This window comes from Tardiphaga sp. P4_G1 (assembly GCF_056401215.1).
Window position 1 is genome coordinate 12,907 of record NZ_JBFUJU010000015.1, and the last position, 26,028, is coordinate 38,934.

25 protein-coding genes are annotated in these 26,028 nt (G+C 61.4%); 17 read left to right on the forward strand and 8 right to left on the reverse strand.

The annotated features are described in order from the left end of the window. Nucleotides 1-218 precede the first annotated feature (218 nt). The 4 genes from cysS to AC1DUY_RS28280 all read left to right on the forward strand — a co-directional run bounded on the left by cysS (nucleotide 219) and on the right by AC1DUY_RS28280 (nucleotide 4,089). Nucleotides 219-1,613, forward strand: a complete 1,395-nt coding sequence (gene cysS, locus AC1DUY_RS28265; protein ID WP_478118643.1) for a cysteine--tRNA ligase — start codon at nucleotides 219-221, stop codon at nucleotides 1,611-1,613. Nucleotides 1,614-1,728: 115 nt separating this feature from the next. Next, nucleotides 1,729-2,223, forward strand: a complete 495-nt coding sequence (locus tag AC1DUY_RS28270) for a GNAT family N-acetyltransferase (protein ID WP_093758913.1) — start codon at nucleotides 1,729-1,731, stop codon at nucleotides 2,221-2,223. A 31-nt stretch (nucleotides 2,224-2,254) separates the two neighbouring features. Next, nucleotides 2,255-2,644 carry a VOC family protein gene (locus tag AC1DUY_RS28275; RefSeq protein ID WP_478118645.1) on the forward strand — a complete coding sequence of 130 codons (390 nt, stop codon included), beginning with the start codon at nucleotides 2,255-2,257 and terminating at the stop codon, nucleotides 2,642-2,644. Nucleotides 2,645-2,895: 251 nt separating this feature from the next. Continuing rightward, complete coding sequence (locus AC1DUY_RS28280) at nucleotides 2,896-4,089, forward strand: Fic family protein (protein WP_478118647.1); 1,194 nt, start codon at nucleotides 2,896-2,898, stop codon at nucleotides 4,087-4,089. Between the two features lie 332 nt (nucleotides 4,090-4,421). Here AC1DUY_RS28280 and AC1DUY_RS28285 read toward each other — a convergent pair whose 3' ends face one another. Then, nucleotides 4,422-5,027 carry an LOG family protein gene (locus AC1DUY_RS28285; protein WP_092151626.1) on the reverse strand — a complete coding sequence of 202 codons (606 nt, stop codon included), beginning with the start codon at nucleotides 5,025-5,027 and terminating at the stop codon, nucleotides 4,422-4,424. 209 nt (nucleotides 5,028-5,236) lie between these two features. On the opposite strand from AC1DUY_RS28285, the gene AC1DUY_RS28290 reads away from it, so the two are divergent. The 13 genes from AC1DUY_RS28290 to AC1DUY_RS28350 all read left to right on the forward strand — a co-directional run bounded on the left by AC1DUY_RS28290 (nucleotide 5,237) and on the right by AC1DUY_RS28350 (nucleotide 19,932). Then, nucleotides 5,237-7,192 carry an ABCB family ABC transporter ATP-binding protein/permease gene (locus AC1DUY_RS28290; RefSeq protein WP_478118649.1) on the forward strand — a complete coding sequence of 652 codons (1,956 nt, stop codon included), beginning with the start codon at nucleotides 5,237-5,239 and terminating at the stop codon, nucleotides 7,190-7,192. Nucleotides 7,193-7,324: 132 nt separating this feature from the next. Beyond that, nucleotides 7,325-7,717 (forward strand): endonuclease domain-containing protein, encoded by a 393-nt coding sequence (locus tag AC1DUY_RS28295; protein WP_478118766.1) that lies wholly within the window; start codon nucleotides 7,325-7,327, stop codon nucleotides 7,715-7,717. Further along, a complete protein-coding gene (locus AC1DUY_RS28300) occupies nucleotides 7,718-8,416 on the forward strand; it encodes a phosphatidylserine decarboxylase (RefSeq protein WP_478118651.1) in 699 nt (232 codons plus the stop codon). It abuts the gene before it with no gap. 121 nt (nucleotides 8,417-8,537) lie between these two features. Next, nucleotides 8,538-9,413 carry a CDP-diacylglycerol--serine O-phosphatidyltransferase gene (gene pssA / locus AC1DUY_RS28305; protein WP_093758909.1) on the forward strand — a complete coding sequence of 292 codons (876 nt, stop codon included), beginning with the start codon at nucleotides 8,538-8,540 and terminating at the stop codon, nucleotides 9,411-9,413. Between the two features lie 173 nt (nucleotides 9,414-9,586). Continuing rightward, a complete protein-coding gene (locus AC1DUY_RS28310) occupies nucleotides 9,587-10,306 on the forward strand; it encodes an RraA family protein (protein WP_089267160.1) in 720 nt (239 codons plus the stop codon). 132 nt (nucleotides 10,307-10,438) lie between these two features. After that, the gene (locus AC1DUY_RS28315; RefSeq protein WP_478118653.1) at nucleotides 10,439-11,185 is read left to right on the forward strand and encodes a class I SAM-dependent methyltransferase; all 747 of its coding nucleotides are present in this window, start codon (nucleotides 10,439-10,441) and stop codon (nucleotides 11,183-11,185) included. Between the two features lie 213 nt (nucleotides 11,186-11,398). Next, nucleotides 11,399-12,172 (forward strand): motility protein A, encoded by a 774-nt coding sequence (locus tag AC1DUY_RS28320; protein WP_068730581.1) that lies wholly within the window; start codon nucleotides 11,399-11,401, stop codon nucleotides 12,170-12,172. Between the two features lie 30 nt (nucleotides 12,173-12,202). Next, nucleotides 12,203-13,027: an OmpA/MotB family protein gene (locus AC1DUY_RS28325; RefSeq protein ID WP_315841660.1), complete on the forward strand. Its 825-nt coding sequence runs from the start codon at nucleotides 12,203-12,205 to the stop codon at nucleotides 13,025-13,027. A gap of 171 nt (nucleotides 13,028-13,198) precedes the next feature. Beyond that, a complete protein-coding gene (locus tag AC1DUY_RS28330) occupies nucleotides 13,199-15,100 on the forward strand; it encodes a potassium transporter Kup (RefSeq protein ID WP_089267162.1) in 1,902 nt (633 codons plus the stop codon). A gap of 124 nt (nucleotides 15,101-15,224) precedes the next feature. Then, on the forward strand, nucleotides 15,225-17,147 hold the full coding sequence (locus AC1DUY_RS28335; RefSeq protein ID WP_231080935.1) for a potassium transporter Kup: 1,923 nt from the start codon (nucleotides 15,225-15,227) through the stop codon (nucleotides 17,145-17,147). A gap of 169 nt (nucleotides 17,148-17,316) precedes the next feature. Then, on the forward strand, nucleotides 17,317-17,649 hold the full coding sequence (locus tag AC1DUY_RS28340) for a rhodanese-like domain-containing protein (RefSeq protein WP_093758906.1): 333 nt from the start codon (nucleotides 17,317-17,319) through the stop codon (nucleotides 17,647-17,649). Between the two features lie 7 nt (nucleotides 17,650-17,656). Next, entirely contained in the window at nucleotides 17,657-18,811 is a 1,155-nt protein-coding gene (locus tag AC1DUY_RS28345; protein WP_478118657.1) for an aminotransferase, read from the forward strand. Between the two features lie 65 nt (nucleotides 18,812-18,876). After that, nucleotides 18,877-19,932: a polyamine ABC transporter substrate-binding protein gene (locus AC1DUY_RS28350; protein ID WP_478118768.1), complete on the forward strand. Its 1,056-nt coding sequence runs from the start codon at nucleotides 18,877-18,879 to the stop codon at nucleotides 19,930-19,932. Between the two features lie 3 nt (nucleotides 19,933-19,935). Here the strand turns inward: AC1DUY_RS28350 and AC1DUY_RS28355 are convergent, their stop codons facing one another. The 7 genes from AC1DUY_RS28355 to AC1DUY_RS28385 all read right to left on the reverse strand — a co-directional run bounded on the left by AC1DUY_RS28355 (nucleotide 19,936) and on the right by AC1DUY_RS28385 (nucleotide 25,891). Then, nucleotides 19,936-20,871: a lipid A biosynthesis lauroyl acyltransferase gene (locus AC1DUY_RS28355; RefSeq protein WP_089267165.1), complete on the reverse strand. Its 936-nt coding sequence runs from the start codon at nucleotides 20,869-20,871 to the stop codon at nucleotides 19,936-19,938. Beyond that, nucleotides 20,871-21,893: a zinc-binding dehydrogenase gene (locus tag AC1DUY_RS28360; RefSeq protein ID WP_478118659.1), complete on the reverse strand. Its 1,023-nt coding sequence runs from the start codon at nucleotides 21,891-21,893 to the stop codon at nucleotides 20,871-20,873. The genes AC1DUY_RS28355 and AC1DUY_RS28360 overlap by 1 nt, the downstream gene beginning before the upstream one ends. Before the next feature lie 104 nt (nucleotides 21,894-21,997). After that, nucleotides 21,998-23,278 (reverse strand): beta-ketoacyl-ACP synthase, encoded by a 1,281-nt coding sequence (locus AC1DUY_RS28365; protein WP_089267167.1) that lies wholly within the window; start codon nucleotides 23,276-23,278, stop codon nucleotides 21,998-22,000. Nucleotides 23,279-23,394: 116 nt separating this feature from the next. After that, nucleotides 23,395-24,597, reverse strand: coding sequence for a beta-ketoacyl-ACP synthase (locus tag AC1DUY_RS28370; protein ID WP_478118661.1), 1,203 nt, complete (start codon nucleotides 24,595-24,597; stop codon nucleotides 23,395-23,397). After that, nucleotides 24,590-25,063 (reverse strand): 3-hydroxyacyl-ACP dehydratase FabZ family protein, encoded by a 474-nt coding sequence (locus AC1DUY_RS28375; RefSeq protein ID WP_089267169.1) that lies wholly within the window; start codon nucleotides 25,061-25,063, stop codon nucleotides 24,590-24,592. The genes AC1DUY_RS28370 and AC1DUY_RS28375 overlap by 8 nt, the downstream gene beginning before the upstream one ends. 9 nt (nucleotides 25,064-25,072) lie before the next feature. After that, nucleotides 25,073-25,354: an acyl carrier protein gene (locus tag AC1DUY_RS28380; RefSeq protein WP_002711294.1), complete on the reverse strand. Its 282-nt coding sequence runs from the start codon at nucleotides 25,352-25,354 to the stop codon at nucleotides 25,073-25,075. A 189-nt stretch (nucleotides 25,355-25,543) separates the two neighbouring features. Then, entirely contained in the window at nucleotides 25,544-25,891 is a 348-nt protein-coding gene (locus AC1DUY_RS28385; RefSeq protein WP_089267170.1) for a hypothetical protein, read from the reverse strand. Nucleotides 25,892-26,028: the final 137 nt, after the last annotated feature.

Here is a 26,028-nt window from a genome sequence, read left to right on the forward strand (position 1 = left end):
TGGATTGAGGCCGAAATCAGCCTTAACGGCATAGTTCCACACCCTTGACGGGCCACCTGGGGTTGCCCCATGGTGCCCCGATGAACGGTTCTCTCGCCATTTGTGGCATTTGCCGCGAGATTAAGAGCTAGCGATTCGCTGGCTGAGGCCGTCTTTTCTCACACGAGATCAATCTCAAGAGGGATGAGAGGACGCCCGGCCGCTAGGGACGGACATCCATGGAACTGCGCCTTTACGACACCCTGACCCGCGAGAAGCGCGTCTTCACGCCGATCGATGCCGACAACGTCCGGATGTATGTCTGCGGGCCGACGGTCTACGACTTCGCCCATATCGGCAATGCGCGTCCGGTGATCGTGTTCGACGTGCTGTACCGGCTGCTGCGGCACATCTACGGCACCGACAAGGTCACCTATGTCCGCAACATCACCGACGTCGACGACAAGATAAACGATCGCGCGTTGCGCGACTTTCCGGGCCTGCCGCTGAACGAGGCGATCCGCCGGGTCACCGAGACCACGGCCAATCAGTTTCAGGCCGACGTCGCAGCGCTGGGCTGCCTGTCGCCGACGGTGCAGCCGCGGGCGACGGACTTTGTGCTGCCGCGGCCCGACGGCAAGACCGATATGGTTACGCTGATCAGGGAATTGATCGCGCGCGGCCACGCCTATGAGGCTGCGGGCGAAGTGTTGTTCGATACGCAGTCGATGGCCGACTATGGCGCACTCTCCGGCCGCAAACTGGAAGACCAGCAGGCCGGTGCGCGCGTCGCAGTCGATGCGCACAAGAAGCATCCGACCGACTTCGTGTTGTGGAAGCAGTCATCCGCGGAAGAGCCCGGCTGGGACAGTCCGTGGGGCAGGGGCCGTCCGGGCTGGCACATCGAGTGCTCGGCGATGGCGGAGGCCTATCTCGGCACGATCTTCGACATTCATGGCGGCGGCCTCGACCTGATCTTCCCGCATCATGAAAACGAAATCGCCCAGTCGCGCTGCGCGCACGGTACGCATGCGATGGCGAATTACTGGATGCATAACGGCTTCCTGCAGGTTGAAGGCGAGAAGATGTCGAAGAGCCTCGGCAATTTCTTCACTATCCGGGAATTGCTGAATGACTGGCCAGGCGAAGTGTTGCGCCTGAACATGCTGAAGACTCATTATCGCTCGCCGATCGACTGGACCGTGAAGGGTTTGGAAGAGAGCGCCAAGACGCTCGATGACTGGTATTGGGTCGCGGCGGATGCAACAGGTGGCGACGTCTCCGACAAGGTGATGGAGCCGATGTTCGACGATCTGAACACGTCGCTGGCTGTTGCAGCGCTGCACGGTCTTCGCAACAGTGCGGCCGCAGGCAATGACGGCGATCGCAGCCAGTTTGCAGCGTCGTTGCGTGCGCTCGGTTTCCTGTCGGAAACGGCTGCTGCATGGAATGGACGCAAACAACAGGCCAGCGGGATCGATGCAGCAAAGGTCGATGGTTTGATTGCGGATCGCACAGCCGCGCGGGCCCGCAAGGACTTCAAGGAGTCGGATCGTATTCGCGACGAACTTGCCGCCATGGGCGTCGTCATCAAGGACTCGAAGGAAGGCACCACCTGGGAGATCGCGCGATGAGCCGACCCGACACACCGTTTCCAAAGCACTGGAAATATTACATCGCCCTCAAGTGGGCATTGATCATCGGCGCCATCGCGCTGGCGCTGAAGCTGGTGGATTTCTGGTGAGCGCGATGGGCGAGGCGAAACCGGCATTGCGACCGTTCCTGCCGGATGACACCGCAATTGCGGCTGCGATCTTCGTGGCCAGCATCGAGGAATTGACGGGCGACGACTACAGCGAAGCGCAGCAGGAAGCCTGGGCTGCAACGGTCGACGACGAAGTGGCCTTCGGCAAGCGGCTGGCGTCGCAACTCACACTGATTGCGACGCTGGACGGTGTTCCGGTCGGCTTTGCATCGCTGAAAGGCGCCAATCACATCGATCTGCTTTACGTGCATCCGAATGCGGCCCTCCAGGGTGTGGCATCGCTGCTGATCGATGCGATCGAGAAGCTGGCAGGTGCACGCGGCGCCAAGCTGCTGACCGTCGATGCCAGCGACACCGCCGAGCCCTTCTTCAAGAAACGCGGATATATCCCGACACAGCGCAATAGCGTGCCGCTGAATGACGAGTGGCTTGCCAACACCACGATGCAGAAGACGCTGGGCGAATCCGGGGCGTCGTAAATCGAATGACGAAGGCGGGGGAGGAAGACCGATGATCGATCACATCTCCATCGCGGTCAGCAATCTCGAACGGGCCGTAGCATTCTACGAGCGCAGCTTCGCGCCGCTTGGCATGACCCGACTGGTGACACGTCCGGCAATGGTCGGGTTCGGCAAGACCTATCCGGAAGTCTGGCTCAATCTGCGTGCAGGCATGGCGCCGCTACCGCTTGATAGCGGTGTGCATCTTTGTCTGCGTGCGAGGACGATGGATGAGGTTGATGCGTTTTATGCGGCAGCCATGGCCGCTGGCGGCGTCTCGGAAAGCGCGCCCTCGCTGCGGCCGCATGATCGCGTGCGCTACTATGCGACTTTCATCGCCGATGCCGATGGTAATCGCATCGAGGTGGCGACGTTCCCGAAGGACGATATTGCGCCGTAGTTTTGCTCCGCAAACCCGCTTTCGAGAAAAGTGAGTTAGGGAAAGGACCTCATCGTATTTCCCGCCTTGCACAGGATCGGCCAAAATCTACTCGGAAAATAAATTTATAATGTAAAATCAGTTGCTTAAGGTATCGGAAGAGCGGTTAGTAATCTAACTTCAAGATCGGCCAAGAAATCGGCCAATATTAATAATAATTTCGTATTTTGTACGAATTATCAATATCTTGCAATATCGTGTGATCGGCCAAAATGACAGAAGAAACCCCACAGCGCATTGAGCCTGCGAGGCTGGAAGAGACATCCGAGGCCATCGCGGACGTGATCGCCGATCTGTCTGTTGCCTCCACGAAACTCGGCGTCGGGTTGCATCCGCGCACGGCTGCGAACCTCGCCGACCTCGTGCGGCTGATGAACACCTATTACAGCAACCTGATTGAAGGCCATAACACGCGCCCGAAAGATATTGCCCGTGCACTGGAAGGCAAGCTCGACCAGGACGAGGGCCGCAGGAACCTTCAGCTTGAGGCTGCCGCGCATGTGCGCGTGCAAACCGAGATCGACCGTCTTGTCTCCGACGGCAAACTCGGCGAGCCGGCCTCAATCGAATTCATCAAATGGCTCCACCTCGAATTCTATCGCGATGCGCCGGAAGATATGTTGCGCATCAGCGGCAAGGATTCCGAATTCATCATGGTGCCGGGTGCGTGGCGCTCGAAGCCGGGGCACGACGTGGCAGTTGGACGGCATGTGCCGCCATCAAGCGCGCGCGTCGATGACTTCATGAAATATTTCGAGCAGCGTTATGCGTTCAAATCTTTGAAGACTGCGGGCCGCATCATGGCGATTGCCGCCGCCCATCATCGCTTCAATTACATCCATCCTTTTCCGGATGGTAACGGTCGTGTCAGTCGCTTGATGAGCCATGCTATGGCGCAGCTTTCCGGAATAGGGTCGCATGGCCTTTGGTCAATCTCACGCGGTCTTGCCCGCGGTCTGAAGACGCCAAGCGAATACAAGCGAATGATGGATTTGGCGGACACGCCGCGCCAGGGCGATCTCGACGGACGTGGCAATCTCTCGCTCAAAGCGCTCAGCGAATTTATCCTGTGGTTCCTGCAAGTCTGTCTCGATCAGGTGATGTTCATGGACAGCCTGTTCGAGCTCGATAGTCTGGGCCAGCGCTTGAGTACCTATGTCGAGCGCAGCAAAACGCTGAAGCCAGAGGCCAAACGCCTTCTGGAGGAAGCGCTCATTCGTGGACAGTTTGAACGTGGCGATATTTCTCGTATCACGGGACTTCCGGATCGCACGGCGCGCCGGGTATTGGCCGATGTCATCGCCGAAGGCCTGCTCGCATCGGAGACGCCAAAGGGTGCGGTCTCGTTGCGCTTCCCGGTCGAGGCGCTCGACGTGCTGTTTCCGAGGTTGTTTCCAGAGACGTAAAGGAGAGCAGGCCCGCGCAAGCCGAGGTAAGGTTTGCATTTCGTGTGGCGCGACAGAGCGCCCAACAAATTCGTCGCAACATTGCGTCCAACAAAATGAATTTCTCATCGACGCTGCCAAAACGAGCTTGGCAGCAAATCGTTGAGTTCACATTAGAAATGAGTCTGTCTGATTCGTTCGTATTAAATCCGAGGCTCCGAAGGTCATTCGAGCCGGGTGAAGCGGGGCGGCCGGGTGAGAGGGAGCCAGTGAGTGAAACGCTGGCTCCTCCTCACCTGAGGCGTTATTGGCGCTCGGCTTCGACTTCTCCCCCGCAAGCGGAGAGAGGTTAGTCAGAGCCGCGTCGCGACGTCCGGAGCCAGCTTCTTGGCTTCGTCGGAGGCCAGCGCCGCAGCGGTGCGGAGCCGGGGCAGGATGTCTTCGGCACGGTCGGCCGTCAGCACGTCCAGCGGCAGTGTCGGCCGGATGAAGGCGGTCGAGCGCATGTGTTTGAGCAGCTCGAGCAGCGGCTCCCAGAAGTTATCGATATTGGCCATCAAGATCGGCTTGCTGTGGCGGCCGAGCTGCTGCCAGGTGAGCTGTTCGACCAGCTCTTCCAACGTGCCGATGCCGCCGGGCAGGGCGACGAAAGCGTCCGACCGCTCGAACATCAGCCGTTTGCGCTCATGCATGTCGTGGGTGACAATCAGTTCCTGGGCGGCGGTCAGCGCGTTTTCGCGCTTGGTCAGGAATTCCGGGATGATGCCGGTGACCCGTCCGCCATTGTCCAGCACGGACTTGGCTACCGCGCCCATCAGGCCGATGGAGCCGCCGCCATAGACCAGGCCAATGCCTTGCTCGGCCATGATCTTGCCGAGCGTGACGGCTGATTCGACGAAACTGGGATTGGTACCGGGGCCGGAGCCGCAATAGACGCAGATCGTTTTAATTGTGCTCATGAAATCCATGTGGCACTGCGGGATAACACCGTCAAGACACGGAATGAACGCGATACGGGAAATTCCTGCCCGGGACACCTCTCTACAGGGAAAAGAATGCTCCGCGAGGGTGCGACGTTCCCGCAAAGCGCCTATATGCATTCTAATGAAATCGACCTCCATTTTGAGCCGGCCCCGGGCCGCAGCTCCGTTCGTTCCAGGCGCCGTGCATGTCTGATTCCGATCCCGCGCTGAACGACGAGACAGCTCCCAATCCGGCCTATATCGAGCGCGGCACCCTGTTCGGAACGCTCGCCCATTTGTGGCCCTATATCTGGCCGGGCGACCGCGACGACCTGAAGATGCGCGTCGTCTGGTCGATGCTGCTGCTGCTGGTCGCCAAGGCGGCCACCCTGACGGTGCCGTTCACCTTCAAATGGGCGATCGATGCGCTGACCGGCGTCGATACGGCTCCGGTCCAGTCCTCGAACTGGACGCTGTGGCTGATCGCATCGCCGGTCGCCATGACCGTCAGCTACGGCGCGATCCGCGTGCTGATGGCGATCTTCACGCAGTGGCGCGACGGCATCTTTGCCAAGGTGGCCATGCATGCGGTGCGCAAGCTGGCCTATCTCACTTTCGTCCATATGCACGAACTGTCGCTGCGCTTTCATCTGGAGCGCAAGACCGGTGGCCTGACGCGTGTGCTCGAACGCGGCCGCGCAGGCATCGAAGTCATCGTGCGGATGGTGATCCTGCAACTGGTGCCGACCATCGTCGAGCTGTTGCTGGTGATGGGGGTGCTGCTGTGGCAGTTCGACTGGCGCTATGTGCTGGTCGTGGCGATCACCGTGGTCGTCTACATGTACTATACGTATCTGGCGACCGAGTGGCGCATCGCCATCCGCCGCAACATGAATGAGTCCGATACCGAAGCGAATACCAAGGCCATCGACTCGCTGCTGAACTACGAGACGGTCAAATATTTCAGCGCCGAAACGCGCGAGGCCGAGCGCTACGACAAGACCGTTGAGCGTTTCGAGCGCGCCAGCGTCAAGACCTATACGTCGCTGGCTGTGCTCAATACCGGGCAGGCGATCATCTTCACGCTCGGTCTGACATCGACGATGCTGATGTGCGCGGTCGGCGTGCGCAACGGCACCCACACGGTGGGCGATTTCGTCATGATCAACGCCATGATGATCCAGCTCTACCAGCCGCTGAATTTCATGGGCATGGTGTATCGCGAGATCAAGCAGGCGTTCATCGACATCGAGAAGATGTTCGGTGTCCTGAACCGCAATCCGGAAGTGAAGGATATTCCGGGTGCGATGCCGCTGTTGGTGACATCGGGCGCTGTGCGCTTCGACGATGTCCGTTTCGCTTATGACCCGGAGCGGCCGATCCTGAAAGGGCTCTCCTTCGATGTGCCGGCCGGCAAGACCGTCGCCATCGTCGGCCCGTCGGGCGCCGGCAAGTCGACGATCTCGCGGCTGCTGTTCCGACTGTATGATGTGTCGGGCGGCACGATCTCCATCGATGGCCAGAACATCCGCAATGTCACGCAGGCCTCGTTGCGCCAGTCGATCGGTATGGTCCCGCAGGACACCGTGCTGTTCAACGACACCATCCGCTACAACATCCGCTATGGCCGCTGGGACGCGACGGACGAAGAGGTCGAGGAAGCTGCCCGCATGGCGCAGATCGACCCGTTCATCCGGATGTCGCCGAAGGGCTACGAGACCGAGGTCGGCGAACGCGGCCTGAAACTCTCCGGCGGCGAGAAGCAGCGCGTGGCCATTGCGCGGACCGTGCTCAAGGCGCCGCCGATCCTGCTGCTCGACGAAGCGACGTCGGCGCTCGATAGCCATACCGAGCAGGAGATCCAGGACGCGCTGGAGAAGGTCTCGCAGGGCCGCACCTCGCTGGTGATCGCACATAGGCTGTCCACCATTGTCGGCGCCGACGAGATCATCGTTCTCGACCAGGGTCGGATCGCTGAGCGCGGCACCCATGGCCAGTTGCTAGCCGCCGGCGGTCTCTATGCCAGCATGTGGAACCGGCAGCGCGAGGCCCAGGAGGCCCGTGAGCGGCTGGCCCAGATCGGCGACGATGCCATCGCCCCCAATCGCACCCCACCGCCGGTCGATGACGACCGGCTGATGACGCCTGACGCGGCGGAGTGATTCTTTCTCTTTCCCTCGCCCCCGAGCGCGGCGAAGCTGCGCTTGGCGGGAGAGGGTGGATCGCCCGCGTTAGCGGGCGAGACGGGAGAGGGGGGCATGGCGAGGGATCAGGCCAAAGTTTTGCGCGCCAACATGACGGATGCCGAGCGGCAGCATTGGTATCGGTTGCGCGCGCACCGATTTCAGAGCTTCAAATTCAAGCGTCAGGTGCCGATTGGGCGATACATCGTTGATTTCGTCTGCCTTCAACGGCGCCTCGTCATTGAGGTCGATGGCGGGCAGCATGCTGACAGCAAACCGGATCAAACCCGAGACCAATGGCTTCAACAACAAGGGTTTCGCGTTCTGCGGTTCTGGAATAATGAGGTGTTCAACAACACGGATGGAGTGCTTGAGGTGATCGTTGAACATCTTGGCCATTCCGCGCCAGCCCCCTCTCCCGGCACGCCGCTACGCGTCGCGCCACCCTCTCCCGCCTGCGCAGCTTTGCTGCTTGGGGGAGAGGGGAAGAAAGATAGAGCTTAAATGTCCATCGCAAATTCTATCCGTGGCCAGATCCCGCCGATCCACAAGGAAGGCTATCCTTTCATTGGCGCCTTTGCGCTGGCGAGCCTGGTGCTGTTCTGGATTTGGACGCCGCTGGGCTGGATCGGCACGGTCCTGACTGTCTGGTGTGCGCTGTTCTTCCGCGATCCGGTGCGCGTGACCCCGACCCGCGAGGGTGTCGTGGTGTCGCCCGCCGACGGGAAAGTATCGATGGTGCAGCCGGTGCTGCCACCGGCTGAACTCGGCCTCGGCGATCAGCCGCTGCTGCGCATTTCCGTGTTCATGAGCGTCTTCAACGTCCACGTGAACCGCAGCCCGGTGGCTGGCCGGATCGAGCGCATTGCCTATCGGCCGGGCAAGTTCATCAATGCCGAGCTGGACAAGGCCAGCGAGGACAATGAGCGCAATTCGCTGGTTATTTCGACCCCCGGCGGCCGCATCGGCGTCGTGCAGATCGCGGGGCTTGTGGCACGCCGGATCGTGTCCTTCGTGCGGGAGGGCCAGACCCTGAGCGCTGGCGAGCGCTTTGGCCTCATTCGCTTCGGCTCCCGGCTGGATATCTACCTGCCGGAAGGCAGCAAGGCGCTGGTGGCCGTGGGGCAGACCGCGATTGCCGGCGAGACAGTGCTGGCCGATTTCCGGATCGGTGACGGTGGCCGCGCCTACCGCGTCGATTAACCCGGGTGATAACCCAGGGGTGATAGCCGCGGGGGTGATTAACCCCGATTCCTGCCGGTTTGGGCGGCAGGACGCCACAATGGCGGAGCAGGGTGGGATTTGCTAGGATCACGCCATGCAAATGCCTCCTGACCAGTCTCCCGAGACGCGCCGCCGCCGGTTCCGGACCATTCCGATCCGGATGCTGGTGCCGAACATGATCACGCTGCTGGCGATCTGCGCCGGCCTGACGGCGATCCGCCTGTCCACCGAGGGGCGGATGGAACTTGCCGTGGCGGCCATCGTGTTCGCCGCCGTGCTCGATGGCGTCGACGGCCGTGTCGCCCGCATGATCAAGGGCCAGTCCAAATTCGGCGCCGAACTCGACAGCCTGGCTGACTTCGTCAATTTCGGCGTGGCGCCTGGCCTGATCCTGTATTTCTGGCAGCTCCACGATCTCAGCAATGCCGGCTGGATCGCCGCGATGGTGTTTGCCATCGCCGGCAGTCTGCGGCTGGCGCGTTTCAACGCCACCATGGACGATCCGGACAAGCCGGCCTTTGCCGCGAACTTTTTCACGGGCATGCCGGCGCCGCTGGGCGCGCTCACCGTGATGCTGCCGATCTATCTGGGCTTCCTGGGCATGCCGATGCCGCCGGCCATCCTGACGACCCTCTACACGCTGCTTGTTGGCTTCCTGATGGTGTCGCGGTTGCCGGTGTTCTCCGGCAAGGCCGTGAACATGCGGGTGCCGCGCGAGCTGGTGCTGCCGGTGTTCGTCGGCGTCGTGCTCTTCATCGCGCTGCTGATCGGCTACCCCTGGCACATCCTGTCGGCGCTCTCGATCATGTATCTGCTGAGCCTGCCGCTGGGCTGGAAATCGTATCGCGATCAGGAACGTGCGCTCGCCGCGCAGTCGGTGGTCCCTGTTGATCCGGCAGCGCCCCATGCATCGACGCCCTATACGCCGGGTGCACCTGAGATCGCACCGGATGATCGGCCCGCACGCCTGAACTGATTGTCCATCTCGCGAACAATTCCTGCAGCCGCTTTCCCCTGCGATAGCAGCCAGGACGAAAGCGGCTGCATTTTGTTTTGGGCATGCAGTGAAGTCGGCTATATCCGGAGTCACTCAGCGACGACGACGTCCCGCGAAGACGGGATGCGATAATCACCCACAGGAGAAACGCCGTGACGAATTCCGCGACCGGTCCGCTGCCCGCATCCGTTCTGGAAGCACTGGGCCGCTACGACACGCCGACCATCTGCAATGCGATGGAGATCGTCGCCCCCGAGCGCCGGTTGATCGGTTACACTACGCGTCCGCTGGTTTGTCCGTTTCCCAATCTGCCGCCCATCGTCGGCTATGCGCGCACCGCGACCATTCGCGCGACCATAGCCTCCGGCCTGCCTGCCGCGGAGCAGAAGGCGCGGCGGCTCGCTTACTACGACTATGTCGGCACGGGCATCGGTCCGCGCATCAGCGTGATCCAGGATATCGACGGGCCCGACGCGGGCTATGGCGCGTTCTGGGGCGAGGTGAACAGCGCCGTCCACAGGGCGCTCGGTTGCCTCGGTGTGGTCACCGATGGCTCGATCCGCGATATCCCGCAATGGGCACCGGACTTCCAGGCGCTCGCCGGCACGATCGGTCCGTCGCATGCGCATGTGCATGTGAGCGAGTTCGGCAATGAAATACGCGTTGCTGGCATGAGTGTCCGTTCGGACGATCTGATCCATGCCGATCAGCACGGCGCGGTTGTGATCCCGCTCGATGTCGCCGCGAAACTGCCGGAAGCGGCGGAGCTGTGCGGGCGGCGCGAGACACCCATTCTCGATATAGCGCGCAGCCCGTCATTCACGCTCGAGAAGCTGAAAGAGGCGATGGCGCGCTCGTCGGAAATACACTGAAATCCGGAGCTATTAAGACTAACGATAAAGGTTAGATGCCGATCAACCCGAACCAGCTCCGGTTGCTTGCGCGGCCGGAGGGCTTCGGGCTAACTGCCGGTTCCGCCGTTAAAACGGACATTGGAGACGGTATTGCCTCAGACCAAGGATATGAAGAAAGCCTGGAATGAGCGTGCAAATCGTGACCCGTTCTTTTACGTCGAGACCGAGCTGTGGGATCACGATCCCGAAAAATTCTTCGCACTCGGTCGCGAACGCGCGACGCTGCTGATCGACCCTGTTCTCGCAAAATATGCAGTTGATCCCGTCGGCAAGACGGCGGTCGATATCGGCTGCGGTGTCGGACGTTTCACGCAGGCGCTTGGCCGGCGTTTCACCAGGGCTGTTGGCATCGATGTGTCCGACGTCATGGTGGAAAAGGCCAAGGCGGCGGCAGCGGCGTTCAGCAATCTCGACTTCGTCGCCGGCAATGGCGTCGTGTTTCCCTTGGCGTCCGAAACTGCGGATTTCGTGTGGTCATATGAGGTCTTTCAGCACATGCCGTCGCATGACGTCGTGAAGGCCAATCTGGTCGAGGTTGCCCGCATCCTGCGTCCATCCGCGCTTGGACTCATTCACTTCCGAACGGCGCACGAATATCCGACGATCCTCTGGCATATCGCCAAGTTCGTCCCGACGCCTGTCATCCAGAAGGTCAAGGCGCTGCTCGGCAAGGATCCGCTGACGGCGGATACGTCGTGGCGCGGTGCAAAGCCGTTGCCGAAAAATACGATCGCCGACTTCTGCGTGGCCGCCGGGCTCAAGCCGATCGAGTTTCTCGATGACCCGACCCATGCGCCGGGGTCACGTACCTTTGTGGTCGTCCAGCGCGCTGTCTGACGCCGCGCAATCGCCCTCAATCGGTCTGCTGAACGAACTTTCCGTATCGTTCCATGCACGCTCGCGCGTCATTAATCTGTCGTTAATGAACCGTGAAGCGGTAACGCGTCCTTAATCGCAGTATCGCTAAGGTACCTTCGCGCGGCCTGATCTCGAGGCGTGCCGCCGTCCAGGACGGGCGTCGTTCGATACGTGTATAGCGTCGGAGTTGACATGGATATCACAACACTCGTCGGTTTTGTCGCTGGCATCATTGTGCTGTGTACCCTGGTCCTCATGGGCGGCAGCTTCGGGATGTTCTACGACATCCACGCCGTCATCATCATTTTCGGCGGTTCGTTTGCTGCGACGCTGATCCGCTTTCCGCTCTCGTCCATCCTTCATGGCATTCCGCTCGGCGCCAAATTTGCATTCACGCTGAGCCGCCTGAACGCTCGTGATCTCGTTGACGAACTCGCCCGCATCGCGGAAATCGCGAGAAAGCAGGGCCCGGTTGGACTGGAAAAAGTCGAAACTGATGACGCATTCCTTGCCAAGGGAATCCGCTTCGTTGCCGACGGTTACGACCTCGAATTCATCCGCGACAATCTTGAGCGCGACCGCGACAATTTCCTCATGCATCTCGACGAAGGCTCGAAGATCTACCGCGCCATCGGCGATTGCGCGCCGGCCTTCGGCATGATCGGCACGCTGCTCGGCATGGTGCAGATGTTCTCGAACATGTCCGATCCGTCCAAGCTCGGCCCCTTCATGGCTGTCGCGCTGCTCGCGACGCTGTATGGCGCGATCGTCGGCAACCTGATCTGTTTGCCGATCGCCGACAAACTGCACGTCAAGGTGCTCGATGAGGAGACCAACCGCACGCTCATCATCGACGGCATCCTGATGATCCGCGACTCCAAGAGCCCGGCGCTGGTCCGAGAAATGCTGCTGGCCTATCTGCCCGAGAAGCACCGCCATGACGAAAGTGAGCCGGTCCCAGCGTAACACACTGGAGGCAGGCTCGGAGCACGTCCGATGGCGAAGAAAAAACGCGGAGAAGCACACGGCGGCCATGGCTGGTTCGTGACCTTCGCCGACCTGATGGCGCTGCTGCTCAGCTACTTCGTCATGCTCGTGGCATTCTCCAGCCCTGACGGCGCCAAACTCAAGATCGTTGCCGGCTCGGTCCGCGAAGCCTTCGGCGTGCAATCCGATGCGCGTTATTCAGGCGTGATCGAATCCGATGGTCTGCCGACGCGCGGCCAGACGAAGAACAAGGACCATGTGTCGCCGGACGATGCGTCCAACGTTACCAGTCCGAGCGAGAAGGGCGGCCGTCCCGCGGGCGCCAAGCTGAAGATGGACCGTGAATTCGCGCTCGCCTCGGCGTCACTGCGGCAGGCGCTGCAGGACATGCCGGAGATCAACGAGATCTCCAAGAACATCATGTTCGAGGAGACCAAGCAGGGCCTCAATCTGGAAATCATCGACCAGAACGGCCGCTCGATGTTTGCTGACGGATCCAAGGTTCCCTATGAACGCACACGTCTGTTGCTGCAGAAGCTCGCCGGGCCGCTGAAGGCAACACCGCTGCGCGTGGCTATCGTCGGTCACACCGCCGCGGGCTTCGTGCCGGCGCGCAGCGAATACGATGCATTCGATCTGTCGGCCGATCGCGCCAATGTCGTTCGGCAGATTCTGGAACGCGAAGGCCTGCCGTCGTCCCATATCTTCTCGGTGTCGGGCAAGGCAGACAGCCAGCCGCTATTCCCCGATGATCCGACCATGGCCGCCAACCGGCGGGTGACCATTACGCTGATGCGGGAAGACCCTCCGCTGCCGCCAAACCTCAAGCCGTAAAACAGTCAATTCCTTTTTTACTGCTCCAGCCTCTTTTTTTGCTGGGCAATGCCGATTTTTGCTGCGCTCCCGATAAGCGATCTGCGGCAGGATAGGCTAGTGTCCCGGTTGACTGGCATTGCCCGGCGCGCCATAGCCGGGTCCGGATTGTCCAGAGGCGTTACGAGCAGAATGGCCGTTACGGAAACAACAGGCGAGGGACCGATCGAAGTTCCGGTTCATACCGGCTTCTGGTCGCTCACGGTCGGCAGTATCGGCGTCGTGTTCGGCGACATCGGAACGTCGCCGCTTTACGCATTCCGCGAGGCGGTACACGGCGCGACTCATGGCGCGCCGGTGACGCCCGTCATCGTGCTCGGCGTGCTCTCGCTGATCCTGTGGGCGCTGTTCATCGTCGTCACTGCCAAATATGTGCTGTTCCTGCTGCGCGCCGACAACAATGGCGAGGGTGGAACACTGTCGCTGATGGCGCTCGGCCAGCGTGCCTTGGGTCGGCGGAGCTTGCCGCTGATGGTACTGGGCGTGATCGGCGCCTCGATGTTCATCGGCGATTCCATGATCACTCCGGCGATCTCGGTGCTCTCGGCGGTGGAAGGCCTCAAGCTCAAGGCACCTGCGCTCGAACCTTACGTCGTGCCGGTCACGGTCGCGATTCTCGTCGTGCTGTTCTCGGTACAGCGTATTGGCACCGCCAAGGTGGCCTCCGCCTTCGGTCCGGTGATGATCATCTGGTTCACGGCGCTGGCGCTGATGGGCGCCTCGCATATCTTCGATGATCCGACGGTGCTGAAGGCGATCAATCCGTATTATGCCGTGCAGTTCATGCTGACCCACGGGACCATCGGTCTGGTGACCCTAGGCGCAGTCTTCCTGGCCGTCACCGGCGGCGAGGCGCTCTATGCCGATCTCGGCCATTTCGGTCGCAGGCCAATTCAATACGGCTGGTTCTTCTTCGTACTGCCGGCGTTGATGATCAATTATTTCGGGCAGGGCGCGCTCGTGCTGTCGAACCCGGCCGCGATCGAAAATCCGTTCTATCGAATGGCACCGGAATCGATGCTGTTGCCGTTGATCGCGCTAGCGACGGCCGCGACCGTGATTGCGAGCCAGGCCGTCATCACAGGAGCATATTCGCTCGTGCGTCAGGCGGTGCAGCTCGGCCTGTTGCCGCGTTTCGAAGTGCGCTTCACCTCCGAGACCCATGCCGGCCAGATCTATTTGCCTCGGGTCAATCGTCTGCTGCTGATTGGTGTGCTGCTGCTGGTGCTGCTGTTCAAATCGTCGAGTGGTCTGGCCTCGGCCTATGGCATCGCGGTCTCCACCACCATGGTGGCCGATGGCATCATGGGCTTTGTGGTGATATGGAAGCTGTGGAACTGGAAGGCCGCGACTGCCGCTGCGATCATCGCGCCGCTGGTGTTCGTCGATCTGGCCTTCCTCAGTGCCAATCTCCTGAAACTGCTGGAAGGCGCCTGGGTGCCGCTGCTGTTCGGCGTACTGATGGCCGGCATGATCTGGACCTGGCGCCGCGGCGCGGCGATCCTGATCACCAAGACGCGCCGTATCGAAGTGCCGCTGCGCGATCTTATCAAGAGTCTGGAAAAGCGCCCCCCGCATATCGTGAAGGGCACCGCGGTGTTTCTCACCAGCGATCCCGAATTCGTGCCGACGGCGCTGCTGCATAATCTGAAGCACAACAAGGTTCTGCACGAACACAATGTGATCCTGACCATCGAGACTGCGCAAACGCCGAAGGTCGATCTGGCCGAACGCGTTCGCATGGAGAATATCAGCGACAAATTCTCGATGGTAAAGCTGCGCTTCGGCTTCATGGAATCGCCGAACGTGCCCAAGGCGCTCGTCGTCGCGCGTAAACTCGGCTGGCAGTTCGACATCATGGCGACGTCGTTCTTCGTGTCGCGGCGCTCGCTGAAGCCGTCGGCGCAATCCGGCATGCCGCTGTGGCAGGACCATCTGTTCATCGCGCTCAGCCGTTCGGCGAACGACGCCACCGACTATTTCCAGATTCCCACCGGACGCGTGGTGGAGGTCGGTACTCAGGTGACGATCTAAGCATCTTTTGTCATGTCCGGTTCCCCGATTTGCGCTATAACGAGTGTGATCATCGGGGCCGGGAACGGCCTCGCTGCCCCGCTGTTCAGAGACCTGCGATTCAGAAGTCTTCGAGGCCGTTTCCATGACCATCGATAGCGCATCTCCCGCCGCGGCATCCCCGGCGGACCCTACCCATGGGCACTCGACGGCCAGCTTCGGCTCGCTCGTCATGGGCAGTATCGGTGTCGTCTATGGCGACATCGGCACCAGCCCGCTTTACGCGCTCCGTGAGGCGCTGGTCGCGGCCGGGGGCCACAAGGCGCCCGGCATCGACAATGAAGCAATCCTGGGCGTCCTCTCGCTGATTCTGTGGGCCCTGATCATCGTCGTGACGCTCAAATATGTCGTGCTGCTGCTGCGCGCCGACAATAACGGCGAGGGTGGCCCGCTGGCCCTGATGGCGCTGGCCCAGCGCGCGATCGGATCGAGCGGGCCGGTGGTGGTGATGCTCGGCATCATCGCCGCGGCGTTGTTCTATGGCGACGCGGTGATCACGCCGGCGCTGTCCGTGCTCTCGGCCATCGAGGGCGTCAAGCTCGTCACCACCGCCTTCGATCCCTATGTTGTACCGCTCACCATCGTGATCCTTGTGGCGCTTTTCGCCGTGCAATCGCGTGGGACTGCGAAGGTCGCGACGTTCTTCGGACCGATCATGTGCCTATGGTTCATCGTGATCGCGGTAGCGGCCATTCCGCAGATCGTGAAGCATCCTGAAGTGCTCGCGGCACTCAATCCCGTGCACGCGATCTACTTCATGTTCCATCACGGCATCATCGCCTTCGTGACGTTGGGCGCAGTGTTTCTCGCCGTGACCGGCGCCGAAGCGCTCTATGCCGATCTCGGCCATTTCGGCAAAAAGCCGATCCAGCTGGCCTGGCTGTTTCTCGTGCTGCCGTCGCTGGCCATCAACTATTTCGGCCAGGCTGCGCTGGTGATGCATGATCCCACCGCGCTCGAAAATCCGTTCTATCTGATGTTTCCCGACTGGGCGCTGATCCCCATGGTGATCCTCGCGGCGACTGCCACCGTGATTGCGAGTCAGGCCGTGATCACCGGCGCCTATTCGCTGACGCAGCAGGCGATCCAGCTTGGCCTGCTGCCGCGTTTCGAAATCCGGCACACATCGGAGTCGCATTCCGGCCAGATCTACATTCCGCGCGTCAATATGCTGCTGTTCATCGCTGTGATCGTGCTTGTCGTGCTGTTCAAGTCATCGAGCTCGCTGGCCTCGGCCTATGGCATCTCGGTCACCGGCACCATGGTCGTCACTGCGATGATGGGCTTTGTGGTGATCTGGCGCGGCTGGAAGTGGTCGCCGATCGCGGCTGCGGCGCTGATCGTGCCGTTTCTGGTGATCGACGTCACGTTCCTCACCGCGAACCTCTTGAAAGTGTTCGACGGCGGCTGGGTGCCGCTGGTGATGGGCGGCGTGATCATTCTCATGATGTATACGTGGCGGCGCGGCAGCCGCCTGCTGTTCGAGAAGTCGCGCAAGCTGGAGTTTCCGCTGGCCGATCTTGTGGCCATGCTGGAGAAACGTCCGCCGCAGCGCGTGGCCGGCACGGCGGTATTTCTCACCAGCGATCCGCAGAGTGCGCCGACGGCGCTGATGCATAGTCTGAAACACTACAAAGTGCTTCACGAGAAGAACGTTATTCTCACCATCGAAACCGCACCAACGCCGCGCATCGATCCCAGTGAGCGGGTGCGCATGGAAGAGATCAGCGCGACCTTCTCGAAAGTGACGCTGCGCTTCGGCTTCATGGAATCGCCGAATGTGCCGAAATCCCTCGCGATTGCGCGCAAGACCGGCTGGCAGTTCGACATCATGTCGACCTCGTTCTTTCTCTCGCGCAGGGCGCTGAAGCCTGCGGTGCATTCCGGCATGCCGCGCTGGCAGGACCATCTGTTCATCGCGCTCAGCCGCACTGCCAATGACGCGACCGACTATTTCCAGATCCCCACGGGGAGGGTGGTCGAGGTAGGCACGCAGGTGACTATCTAGGCCTGATTCCGAAAAGCGGGCCTGCGGCTTTCGGGCAGGATCAGGCCCCGACAATAAGCTCTTCCAACGCTTGATTTTCGCCTCGCGAGAGGCGACGTTGGCGCCCGAAAACAGGGGCGTTTCCGCCCCTTCGCATTCGCTCCGGACACCGGGGCGGCAGGAGGTTGTGGTGGCAGGCGAAGCTCATACCGTTCACGATTTGACGCCCGAGGAAGTGTCCAAGGGGATCACTGAAGGCAAGTATTTGCTGGTTGACGTGCGCGAACCCAACGAGGTCGCGGTCGAGGCCTATCCGGATGCCGTCGTGGTGCCGCTGTCGGGCTTCGATAGCGCCGATCTGCCCGATCCTGCGGGCAAGCAGATCGTCTTCGCATGTCGCTCCGGCAAGCGCTCGGTGACGGCCTCGCTGGCCGCGCAGGCCGATGGCCTTGCCTATGACAAGCACCTCGCCGGTGGAATCCTTGGATGGAAGGCCGCAGGCCTGCCGACAAAGGTTGGCTGATCGCTCGATGAACAAGATATTCTCTGAGCTGCCCGTCACGGTGTTCGAGGCGATGTCGCAGCTCGCGCGCGACCACAACGCCATCAATCTCGGGCAGGGCTTTCCCGATCATCCCGGTCCCGACGATATCCGTCAGGCGGCCGCCGATGCGGTGCTGAACGGCTATAACCAGTATCCGTCGATGATGGGCATCCCGGAGCTGCGTCAGGCGATCGCCACGCATTACCAGCACTGGCACAAGCTCTCGCTCGATCCGATGACCGAGGTAATGGTGACCTCCGGCGGTACCGAGGCGCTGACCTCGTCGATCCTTGCGGTGGTGGAGCCCGGCGACGAAGTCGTGTGCTTCCAGCCGGTCTACGATTCTTATTTGCCGATCATCCGGCAGGCCGGCGGCATTCCGCGTCTGGTCAGCCTCAAGCCGCCGCATTGGCGTCTCACGGAGGAAGACCTGCGCGCGGTCTTCAATCACAAGACCAAGGCCGTGCTGTTCAACAGCCCGCTCAATCCGGCTGCCGTGGTGTCGCCGCGCGAGGATCTCGAACTGCTGGCGAAGTTCTGCCAGGAATTCGATACGATCGCGATCTGCGACGAAGTCTGGGAACATGTGACCTTTGATGGTCACGAGCATATCCCGTTGATCACCATTCCCGGCATGCGCGACCGCACTATCAAGGTTGGCTCCGCCGGCAAGATCTTCTCGCTGACCGGCTGGAAGATCGGCTTCGTCTGCGCCCCGCCGCATCTGCTGCGTGTCTGCGCCAAGGTACATCAGTTCCTGACCTTCACGACCGCGCCGAACCTGCAGGTCGCGGTCGCCTACGGTCTCGGCAAGTCCGACGAGTACTTCAAGACCATGCGCGCCGATCTCGCGCGTAGCCGTGATCGTCTTGCCGCGGGTCTGGAGAGCATCGGCTTTCCCGTCATCAAGTCGCAGGGCACATACTTCCTCACCGTCGATCTGTCGCCGCTGGGGCTGAACGAGACCGATGAGGAATTTTGCCGGCGTCTCGTCTACGACTACAAGGTTGCGGCCATTCCGGTGTCGGCATTCTATGAGCAGGACAAGGTGACATCCGTGGTGCGGTTCTGTTTTGCCAAGAATGACGCGACGCTCGATACCGCGCTCGAGCGCCTGCACAACGCCGTTCATCGCCGCTAGGGAAGTCGATACGCATGGGCAAGCAGGAGATCGCGTGGGTCGTCGGAGTGGCGCTGCTGTGGTCCATGCCCGTGCAGGCGCAAGACCAGAAGGCAGAGCGCGTCGTCAACTTCTACAACTGGTCGAACTACATGGCGCCCGGTGTGCTGGAGGCCTTCACCAGGGAGACCGGCATCAAGGTCGTCTATGACACCTTCGATGCCAACGAGACGCTGGAGACGCGTCTCCTGGCCGGCAAATCCGGCTACGATGTCGTGGTGCCGACAGCTTATTTCCTGCAGCGCCAGATTACCGCAAAGGTGTTCCAGAAGCTCGACAAGGCGAAGCTGCCGAACCTCGCCAATGCCTGGCCGGAGGTGACTAAGCGTCTTGCGATCTACGATCCCGGCAATCAGTTTGCCGCGAACTACATGTGGGGCACCACCGGCATCGGCTACAACGTCAAGCAGGTCGCGAAAATCCTCGGGCCTGACGCGAAGATTGATAGCTGGGACATCGTCTTCAAGCCGGAGAACCTTGCGAAGTTCAAGGATTGCGGTGTCCATATGCTGGATTCCGCCGACGACATTCTGCCGGCGGCGCTGAATGCGCTGGGCCTTGATCCGAACTCGACCAAACAGCCGGACCTCGAAAAGGCGGCCGATCTCGTCGGCAAGATCAGAGGCAATGTTCGCAAGTTTCACTCGTCGGAATATCTGAGCGCGCTGGCGACCGGCGAGATCTGTCTCGTGGTCGGCTGGTCGGGCGATATCATCCAGGCCCGCGCGCGGGCGGATGAAGCGAAGAACGGCGTCGAGATCGGCTATGCGGTGCCGAAGGAGGGCGCGCAGATGTTCTTCGACAATCTGGCGATCCCGACCGATGCAAAGAACGTCAATGAAGCCTATGAGCTGATCAACTACCTCTACCGGCCCGACGTTGCAGCGAAGAATTCGGATTTCCTCGGCTATGCCAATGGCAATCTCGCTAGCCAGAAGCTGATCGATCCGAAGATCCTGAACGACAAGACGATCTATCCGGATGAGGCGATGCTGCAGAAGCTGTTCGTCATTACGGCGCGCGATCCGGCGACACAGCGCGTGATCAACCGCTTATGGACGAAGGTGAAGACGGGACGCTGAGCGTTATCGCCAGCGCCGATGCAGCCACAGCCACTGCTCGGGATATTCCCGGATCCAGCCTTCCAGCACTGACGTTACCGCCTGCATCGTGCCCTGAACGTCGACCTTGCCATTGGCATCGCGCACCGGCTTTACCTCTTCGGAGACTTCGATGCGGAAGCGATGATCGGGGAGGCGGATGATACGAACACCGTGGATCGGGCAATCGACCTGACGCAACAGCCGCGCCAGCATCGGATTGGCATTGGTCTTGCGGCCGAAGAAATCCACCGGGACGCCATTGGTGAACCATTGATCCACCAGCATGGCGACGTGCTTGCCCTCGTTCAGCGCGTGCGCGAGCTTGAGCGGCGCGTCGTGGCTGGCCGGAATGAGGTTGCCCATGTTGATCGCGCGCGTCTGGTGAATGGCGCGGTCAGCGGCGGCGCTGTTCGGCCGGCGATAGAGCACGGCGGCGTCGAGGCCGTGGGCGACGGCGGCGAGCGCAGGAATTTCCCAATTGCCGAGATGGCTGGCGAAAATCAACGCCGGTTTGCCGTCGTCGCGCAACTGATCGAAAATCTCGCCGGTGCGCGCGGAGAATTCGACATTGCTCGGCTTGGTCGGATTGGCGGGGTCGTAGTCCCAGATCTTGTCGAGATGGGCGAATTCCGCACCGATGCGTCCCATGTTGTCCCAGACACCCGCGAGGATCTTCTCGATTTCTTCCGGTGATTTCTCAGGGAAGGCGGCGGTGAGATTGGCGCGGCCGATCTTGTCTTCGCGAAACAGCGGGCCGATGCGCTGGGTGATCTTGCCGAACCGGTTGGCGGTCTTGACTGGATCGAAATAGCGCGTGGTGCGCAGGATGCCGATCGTCAGTGCGCCGACAGCAGCGTCGCCTGCAGGCTTCAGGGCATCGCGAATGCGGGCCTTGGTGCGAAGCAGCAGGCGGAGCATCAGAAGTGAACGATGATCTTGCCGAACACCTGGCGGGTTTCCATCCGCTTCAGCGCGGTCTCGACATCGCTGATCGGCACTTCGGTATCGATCACCGGCAGCATGCCGTCAGCCATCTTGTCGAGGCTCTCACTGATGTTCTTCATGGTGGCGCCGAACGATCCGAAGATGCGGTACTGCTGTTGGAACAGCTGCATCAGGTTGATCGTGGTGGTCGGGCCCGAGGTCGAGCCGCAGGTGACGAGACGTCCGCCGCGCTTCATCACCAGCAGCGAGCCGTTGAAGGTGTCGGCACCGACGTGTTCGAACACGACATCGACGCCCTTCTTCTTGGTGATTTTGCGGGTCTCGCCCTCGAAGCGATCCTTGCGATAGTTGATGACGTGGTCGGCGCCGAGGGCCTTCACGCCCTCGATCTTGGAATCGTCGCCCACGGTGGTGATGACGGTGCAGCCGATCTTTTTCGCCATCATGATGGCGACGGTGCCGATACCGGAGCCGCCGGCATGGACCAGAATGGTCTCACCGGGCTGCAGCTTGGCATTGTCGAACAGCATGTGCTGCACGGTGGAGAAGGCGATCGGGGCGCAGGCGGCGTCGCGGAAGCTGATGCCGTCGGGGACGGGGATCACCAGACGTGCCGGCATGTTCATCAGTTCGCGCGAAAAGCCGTCGATGTGGAAGCCATAGAGACCGCCGACGTTCTCGCAGAAATTGTCACGGCCTTCCTGACAGGCCTTGCAGTGCCCGCAGGTCAGCGCACCATACATCACGACCTTCTGGCCGGGCTTCACATGGGTGACGCCTTCACCGACCGCAGCGACTTCGCCCGAGGCTTCGGCGCCGATCGACAGCGGCAGCTTGCGCTTGGCGAAGGCCATGCCGCGGAAGCCCCAGACGTCGATATGGTTCAGGCCGACAGCCTTGACGCGGATCTGCACTTCGCCGGCACCAGGCGGCGGGGGCGGTGGCACGTCGACGACGACGAGCTCACGATCGGCAACAAGATTGAGCGCACGCATGAACCGCGTCTCCGGCAAGAAAGGTTGATTTCGGATGGCCTGCGTATCGCCGGTTCACGTCATGACGTCAACCGGCGAGGGGCGGCCAACGGGGCCGGGGAGCCTTAAACGGGCTCGCCGGTGAGGATCAGCGAGGCATTCTGGCCACCAAAGCCGAAGGAATTCGACATCACGGCCGTCACGCGTGCATCGCGGGCGGTATTGGGAACCACGTCGAACGGAATGGCCGGATCGGGAACATCGTAATTGATCGTCGGCGGGATCCGCTGGTGTTCCAGGGTGAGCAGCGAGAACACCGCCTCGACAGCGCCGGCGGCGGAGAGCGTGTGGCCGACCATGGACTTGTTCGACGAGACCGGAATTTCCTTGGCGCGCTCACCGAATACGCTGGAAATGCCGAGATACTCCATCTTGTCGTTTTCCGGCGTTCCGGTGCCGTGGGCGTTGATGTAGTCGATCTGGTCCGACGTCAGACCGGCATCCACCAGTGCGTTGTTCACGCAGCCGATGATCGGCTTGCCGTCCGGGCTGGAACGGGTGCGGTGGAACGAGTCCGCGAGTTCGCCGCAACCGGCGACAATGCCGAGGATCTTGGCGCCGCGCGCGGTGGCGGCTTCCAGGCTTTCCAGGACCAGCGCACCGGCGCCTTCGGCCATCACGAAACCATCGCGGTTCTTGGCGAAGGGACGGACAGCTTTCTGTGGCGGGTCGTTGTGGGTCGAGAGTGCCGATAGCAGCGAGAAACGGATCAGCGCTTCCGGGTTCACCGAGCCGTCGGTGGCCACGCACAGCGCCGCATCGGCTTCGCCGCGGCGGATCGCTTCGACGCCGAGCTGGATCGCAGTCGCGCCGGAGGCACACGCGGTCGACAGCGAGATCGGCGAGCCCTTGGTGCCGAACGTGTCCGCGAGATGGTCGGCAACCGAGCCGAACAGGAAGCGGCGGTGATACTGGACGAACTTGCCGCCGCCGGCGACGCGCAGCAGTGTGTCGTAATTGATATCGCTATTGGCGCCGGCGGCCTTGGCCAACACCTGGCGCTGCGGCCACTCGACTTCGACAGGCGCAACCGCGAGGAACAGCGGGCCCGGGAAGTCGCCCTTGCTGCCGATATTGGCCTGCGCGATGGCTTCCTCGGTGACGAGCTCGCCGAGCTTCTCGGAGAGGTCGGTGGAGGAAAACGGCTCGACCGGCACGAAATCGATCGTGCCTGCCATCGTCGTCTTCATGCCGTCGGTGGGAAAACGCGTGATGGTGCGAATGCCGGACTCGCCAGCGGTGAGCTTGGCCCAGTTGTCCTCTTTGCCGGCGCCGAGCGATGTCGCAACACCCATGCCCGTGACGACAACGATCGGTCGGCCGAATTTATCGCGCGTTGCAGTCATGCTCTCTCCGTCGGCCGCGTCGACCGCTTAACTTGAGCATGATCCCGAAAAGTGGATGCCGGTTTTCGGATAAGATCTTGCTCAAACATAAGAAAAATCTAGAGCCCAGATGGGTTCTAGATGGCTTCAACCAGCGCCATGCCTTCGCCGCGCCAGTGGCCGGCGCCGATCACCACAATCTGGGTGGGCTTGCCGGACTTTTCAATCTCGAGGCCGGTTGAATCGTTCGGCGGAAACATTGCGCCGCGCGAGATCGCCAACGCCGCAAGGCCGAGGCCAAGCGGGAATTGGGTTTCGAGCGTATGACCGAAGAGAGTGCCGGTGCCGCGGATGGCGACATCCGCATGATCCTTCAGGAAGGCGCGCTCTTCCGCTGTCACGGGTTCCGCACCGGTCGCGCCGGTGATGATCGCAGCGTCGCTCTTCGCGCCGAGCTTCGACCACAACCCCTGCAGCGAAGCGGTGACTTCGCCGGGAGTCTTGCGACGGGCATGATCGGCGACCACGCTCTTGAGACGTGCGAGAGGCTTGGCACCGCGCGCTTCTGCATGCGCTCTGGATTCGATGACGAGGAATGCGCCGGCCGAGCCGAGCGCAAAGCCGGAATTCTTCTCGCGCGCCCAGACGGTTTCGAACTTGTTCTTCAGGTTGAAGTCGTCGAATTCGTACAGCAGCAGCAGGTCCTTGCGCTCACCATTATGTGCGGCGCCGATCAGTGCGATGTCGCTCTGGCCGTCAGCGATGCGGGCCAGTGCGATGCGCGCGGCGTCCACGCCAGCCGCTTCCTCGCCCATGAAGGTGCGGGACGAACCGGTGACGCCGTGCACGATGGCGATATTGCCGGCGAGCAGGTTGGAGAGCTGCGCCAGAAACAGAGTCGGCCTGAGGTCGTTGAGCAGTTTTTCGTTGAGCAGGCCCGGTGTCGCAGCGCCGTAGCCGTCCGAATTCAGGATACCCGAATCGACGGCCAGGTCGCGCTCACCGCCACCGGCGGCAACGATCATGTCCATCCTCGACAGGATGTCCTTGTTGCCTTTGACGCCAGCCGAATCCAGCGCGAGGCCGGCGGCGTAGGTGCCGATCCGCTGCCAGGCTTCCATCTGACGCTGATCGCCCTTCTTGGGGATCTGCGCGTCGTAAGAGACCGGCGCGAGGGGGTGGACGATGTTCGGAGCGAAGCCGGTTTCATCGACATTGATGCGCTTGTTGTTCAACGCATCCCAATGCGCGTCAGGGCCTTCGCCCAATGACGTTGCGAGGCCAATGCCGGTGATCCACGCTTCCACCGGCTCGGATGTCATCGGTCGGGTTTCAGCCATTGGTGATTGCCTGTAGGGGAAATCCGATGCGCTCGGCCACGATGTCCATGTGCCCGCGCAGATCCGGATGGGGGAACGGGACGGTCTTGAAGGTGAGCTGCGCGTTGCAGGTCAGCTTGCCGTCGACCTTGATCTTGACAGTGGTCATGTAGAAGCCGTCGCCCTCGTGCAGCACGCTGGCGGTGATGTCCAGCTTCGTGCCGGGCGTGATGAAGGTACGCATCTTGGCTTCCTTCACTGCGGCGAGGAAGGGCATACGCTCGAACTTCATCAGCGCGATCAGCAGCCAGCCAGAAGTCTGCGCCATCGACTCGATCAGCAGCACGCCGGGCATCAGCGGATAACCCGGGAAGTGGCCCTCAAAGATGGTGCTGGTCTCGGGTACGTTGGCTTCGACCGTGATCGTCCGTTCGCCGACATTGAGGTCGGTGATGCGGTCGATCAGGTGAAAATATTCGAGGTTCATGGCAGGGCGTTACGCGCCCTTGGCCGCGACCAATTCGTCGATGCGCGCGCTGAGGTTCTTCAGGACGAAATACTGCTCGGTGGTCGCCTTGCCGTCATTGACCTCCTGGGTCCACTTTTCGAGCGGCAGCTTGATCCCGAACGCCTTGTCGATCGCGAAAGCGATATCCAGGAAGTCGAGGCTGTCGATCCCCAGATCGTCGATGGCGTGGCTTTCCGGCGTGATCGTGTCGCGGGGAATGTCGCAAGTCTCGGCGATGATTGTAGCGACCTGATCGAATGTGGAGGACATTACTAAGCCTTTGATATATTGAAGATAATGTTCGATCGGCGCGCGCAAAGACAGGGCTTCGCCCCGGGGCAGTCCCGGTCCGCCGTATAGAGTCGATTGCCCGTATATCGGAGCGGGGGCGGCAGTTCAATGCAGTTGAGCGCCCGCTCACCAGCCCCTGTGGGCTGTGGAAAGAGTGTTTGGCGCGCCTCAGCCGTGCGGCGCAACAATATGGGCGCAGTCCCGGCGGCCCATCAATACGCAATCCTGGGTTTTGCGGAGATCCGCGATGCTGACCGCTAGCCAGATCCCGACACCCACGAGGATCACCGTGAAGCCGAAGGCTGCGCTATTGGCCAGCATCCGGTGGCGGAAGTCGTCGGGGTCGTCCTGTGCCTGTTGATAGCGGGACAGGTCGCTGGCGCCGGTAGTTTGGCGGCGGCGGGGTTGGTCGGCAGGAGCGGTGGGATGGTGTGGCAGCGTAGCCGAGGTGCGGGGCACGAAACGAAGCACGCGGTGCTCGTCATCTTCTCTGATAATCGGCTGCTGGGTCTTCATGGTCGTGGGTCTGCGCATGCAATGTCGCAGTCTAACACGAGGCGGCCGCTTCGCGCAGATAAAGTCCGCATGGCACGGATGCGGCGATCGGCAGAGATGACGTGGAACTGATCGGCATCGGTGCGACCGCCATGCCA

What these genes read in the sequence shown, in the direction of transcription:
- AC1DUY_RS28380 (WP_002711294.1), bottom strand. Translation starts at nt 25,354, where the DNA reads ATGTCCTCCACATTCGATCAGGTCGCTACAATCATCGCCGAGACTTGC.
- AC1DUY_RS28360 (WP_478118659.1), bottom strand. Translation starts at nt 21,893, where the DNA reads ATGCGTGCGCTCAATCTTGTTGCCGATCGTGAGCTCGTCGTCGTCGAC.
- AC1DUY_RS28365 (WP_089267167.1), bottom strand. Translation starts at nt 23,278, where the DNA reads ATGACTGCAACGCGCGATAAATTCGGCCGACCGATCGTTGTCGTCACG.
- cysS (WP_478118643.1), top strand. Translation starts at nt 219, where the DNA reads ATGGAACTGCGCCTTTACGACACCCTGACCCGCGAGAAGCGCGTCTTC.
- pssA (WP_093758909.1), top strand. Translation starts at nt 8,538, where the DNA reads ATGCCTCCTGACCAGTCTCCCGAGACGCGCCGCCGCCGGTTCCGGACC.
- AC1DUY_RS28320 (WP_068730581.1), top strand. Translation starts at nt 11,399, where the DNA reads ATGGATATCACAACACTCGTCGGTTTTGTCGCTGGCATCATTGTGCTG.
- AC1DUY_RS28330 (WP_089267162.1), top strand. Translation starts at nt 13,199, where the DNA reads ATGGCCGTTACGGAAACAACAGGCGAGGGACCGATCGAAGTTCCGGTT.
- AC1DUY_RS28355 (WP_089267165.1), bottom strand. Translation starts at nt 20,871, where the DNA reads ATGCTCCGCCTGCTGCTTCGCACCAAGGCCCGCATTCGCGATGCCCTG.
- AC1DUY_RS28350 (WP_478118768.1), top strand. Translation starts at nt 18,877, where the DNA reads ATGCCCGTGCAGGCGCAAGACCAGAAGGCAGAGCGCGTCGTCAACTTC.
- AC1DUY_RS28285 (WP_092151626.1), bottom strand. Translation starts at nt 5,027, where the DNA reads ATGAGCACAATTAAAACGATCTGCGTCTATTGCGGCTCCGGCCCCGGT.
- AC1DUY_RS28290 (WP_478118649.1), top strand. Translation starts at nt 5,237, where the DNA reads ATGTCTGATTCCGATCCCGCGCTGAACGACGAGACAGCTCCCAATCCG.
- AC1DUY_RS28300 (WP_478118651.1), top strand. Translation starts at nt 7,718, where the DNA reads ATGTCCATCGCAAATTCTATCCGTGGCCAGATCCCGCCGATCCACAAG.
- AC1DUY_RS28295 (WP_478118766.1), top strand. Translation starts at nt 7,325, where the DNA reads ATGACGGATGCCGAGCGGCAGCATTGGTATCGGTTGCGCGCGCACCGA.
- AC1DUY_RS28270 (WP_093758913.1), top strand. Translation starts at nt 1,729, where the DNA reads ATGGGCGAGGCGAAACCGGCATTGCGACCGTTCCTGCCGGATGACACC.
- AC1DUY_RS28345 (WP_478118657.1), top strand. Translation starts at nt 17,657, where the DNA reads ATGAACAAGATATTCTCTGAGCTGCCCGTCACGGTGTTCGAGGCGATG.
- AC1DUY_RS28385 (WP_089267170.1), bottom strand. Translation starts at nt 25,891, where the DNA reads ATGAAGACCCAGCAGCCGATTATCAGAGAAGATGACGAGCACCGCGTG.
- AC1DUY_RS28375 (WP_089267169.1), bottom strand. Translation starts at nt 25,063, where the DNA reads ATGAACCTCGAATATTTTCACCTGATCGACCGCATCACCGACCTCAAT.
- AC1DUY_RS28275 (WP_478118645.1), top strand. Translation starts at nt 2,255, where the DNA reads ATGATCGATCACATCTCCATCGCGGTCAGCAATCTCGAACGGGCCGTA.
- AC1DUY_RS28325 (WP_315841660.1), top strand. Translation starts at nt 12,203, where the DNA reads ATGGCGAAGAAAAAACGCGGAGAAGCACACGGCGGCCATGGCTGGTTC.
- AC1DUY_RS28370 (WP_478118661.1), bottom strand. Translation starts at nt 24,597, where the DNA reads ATGGCTGAAACCCGACCGATGACATCCGAGCCGGTGGAAGCGTGGATC.
- AC1DUY_RS28335 (WP_231080935.1), top strand. Translation starts at nt 15,225, where the DNA reads ATGACCATCGATAGCGCATCTCCCGCCGCGGCATCCCCGGCGGACCCT.
- AC1DUY_RS28280 (WP_478118647.1), top strand. Translation starts at nt 2,896, where the DNA reads ATGACAGAAGAAACCCCACAGCGCATTGAGCCTGCGAGGCTGGAAGAG.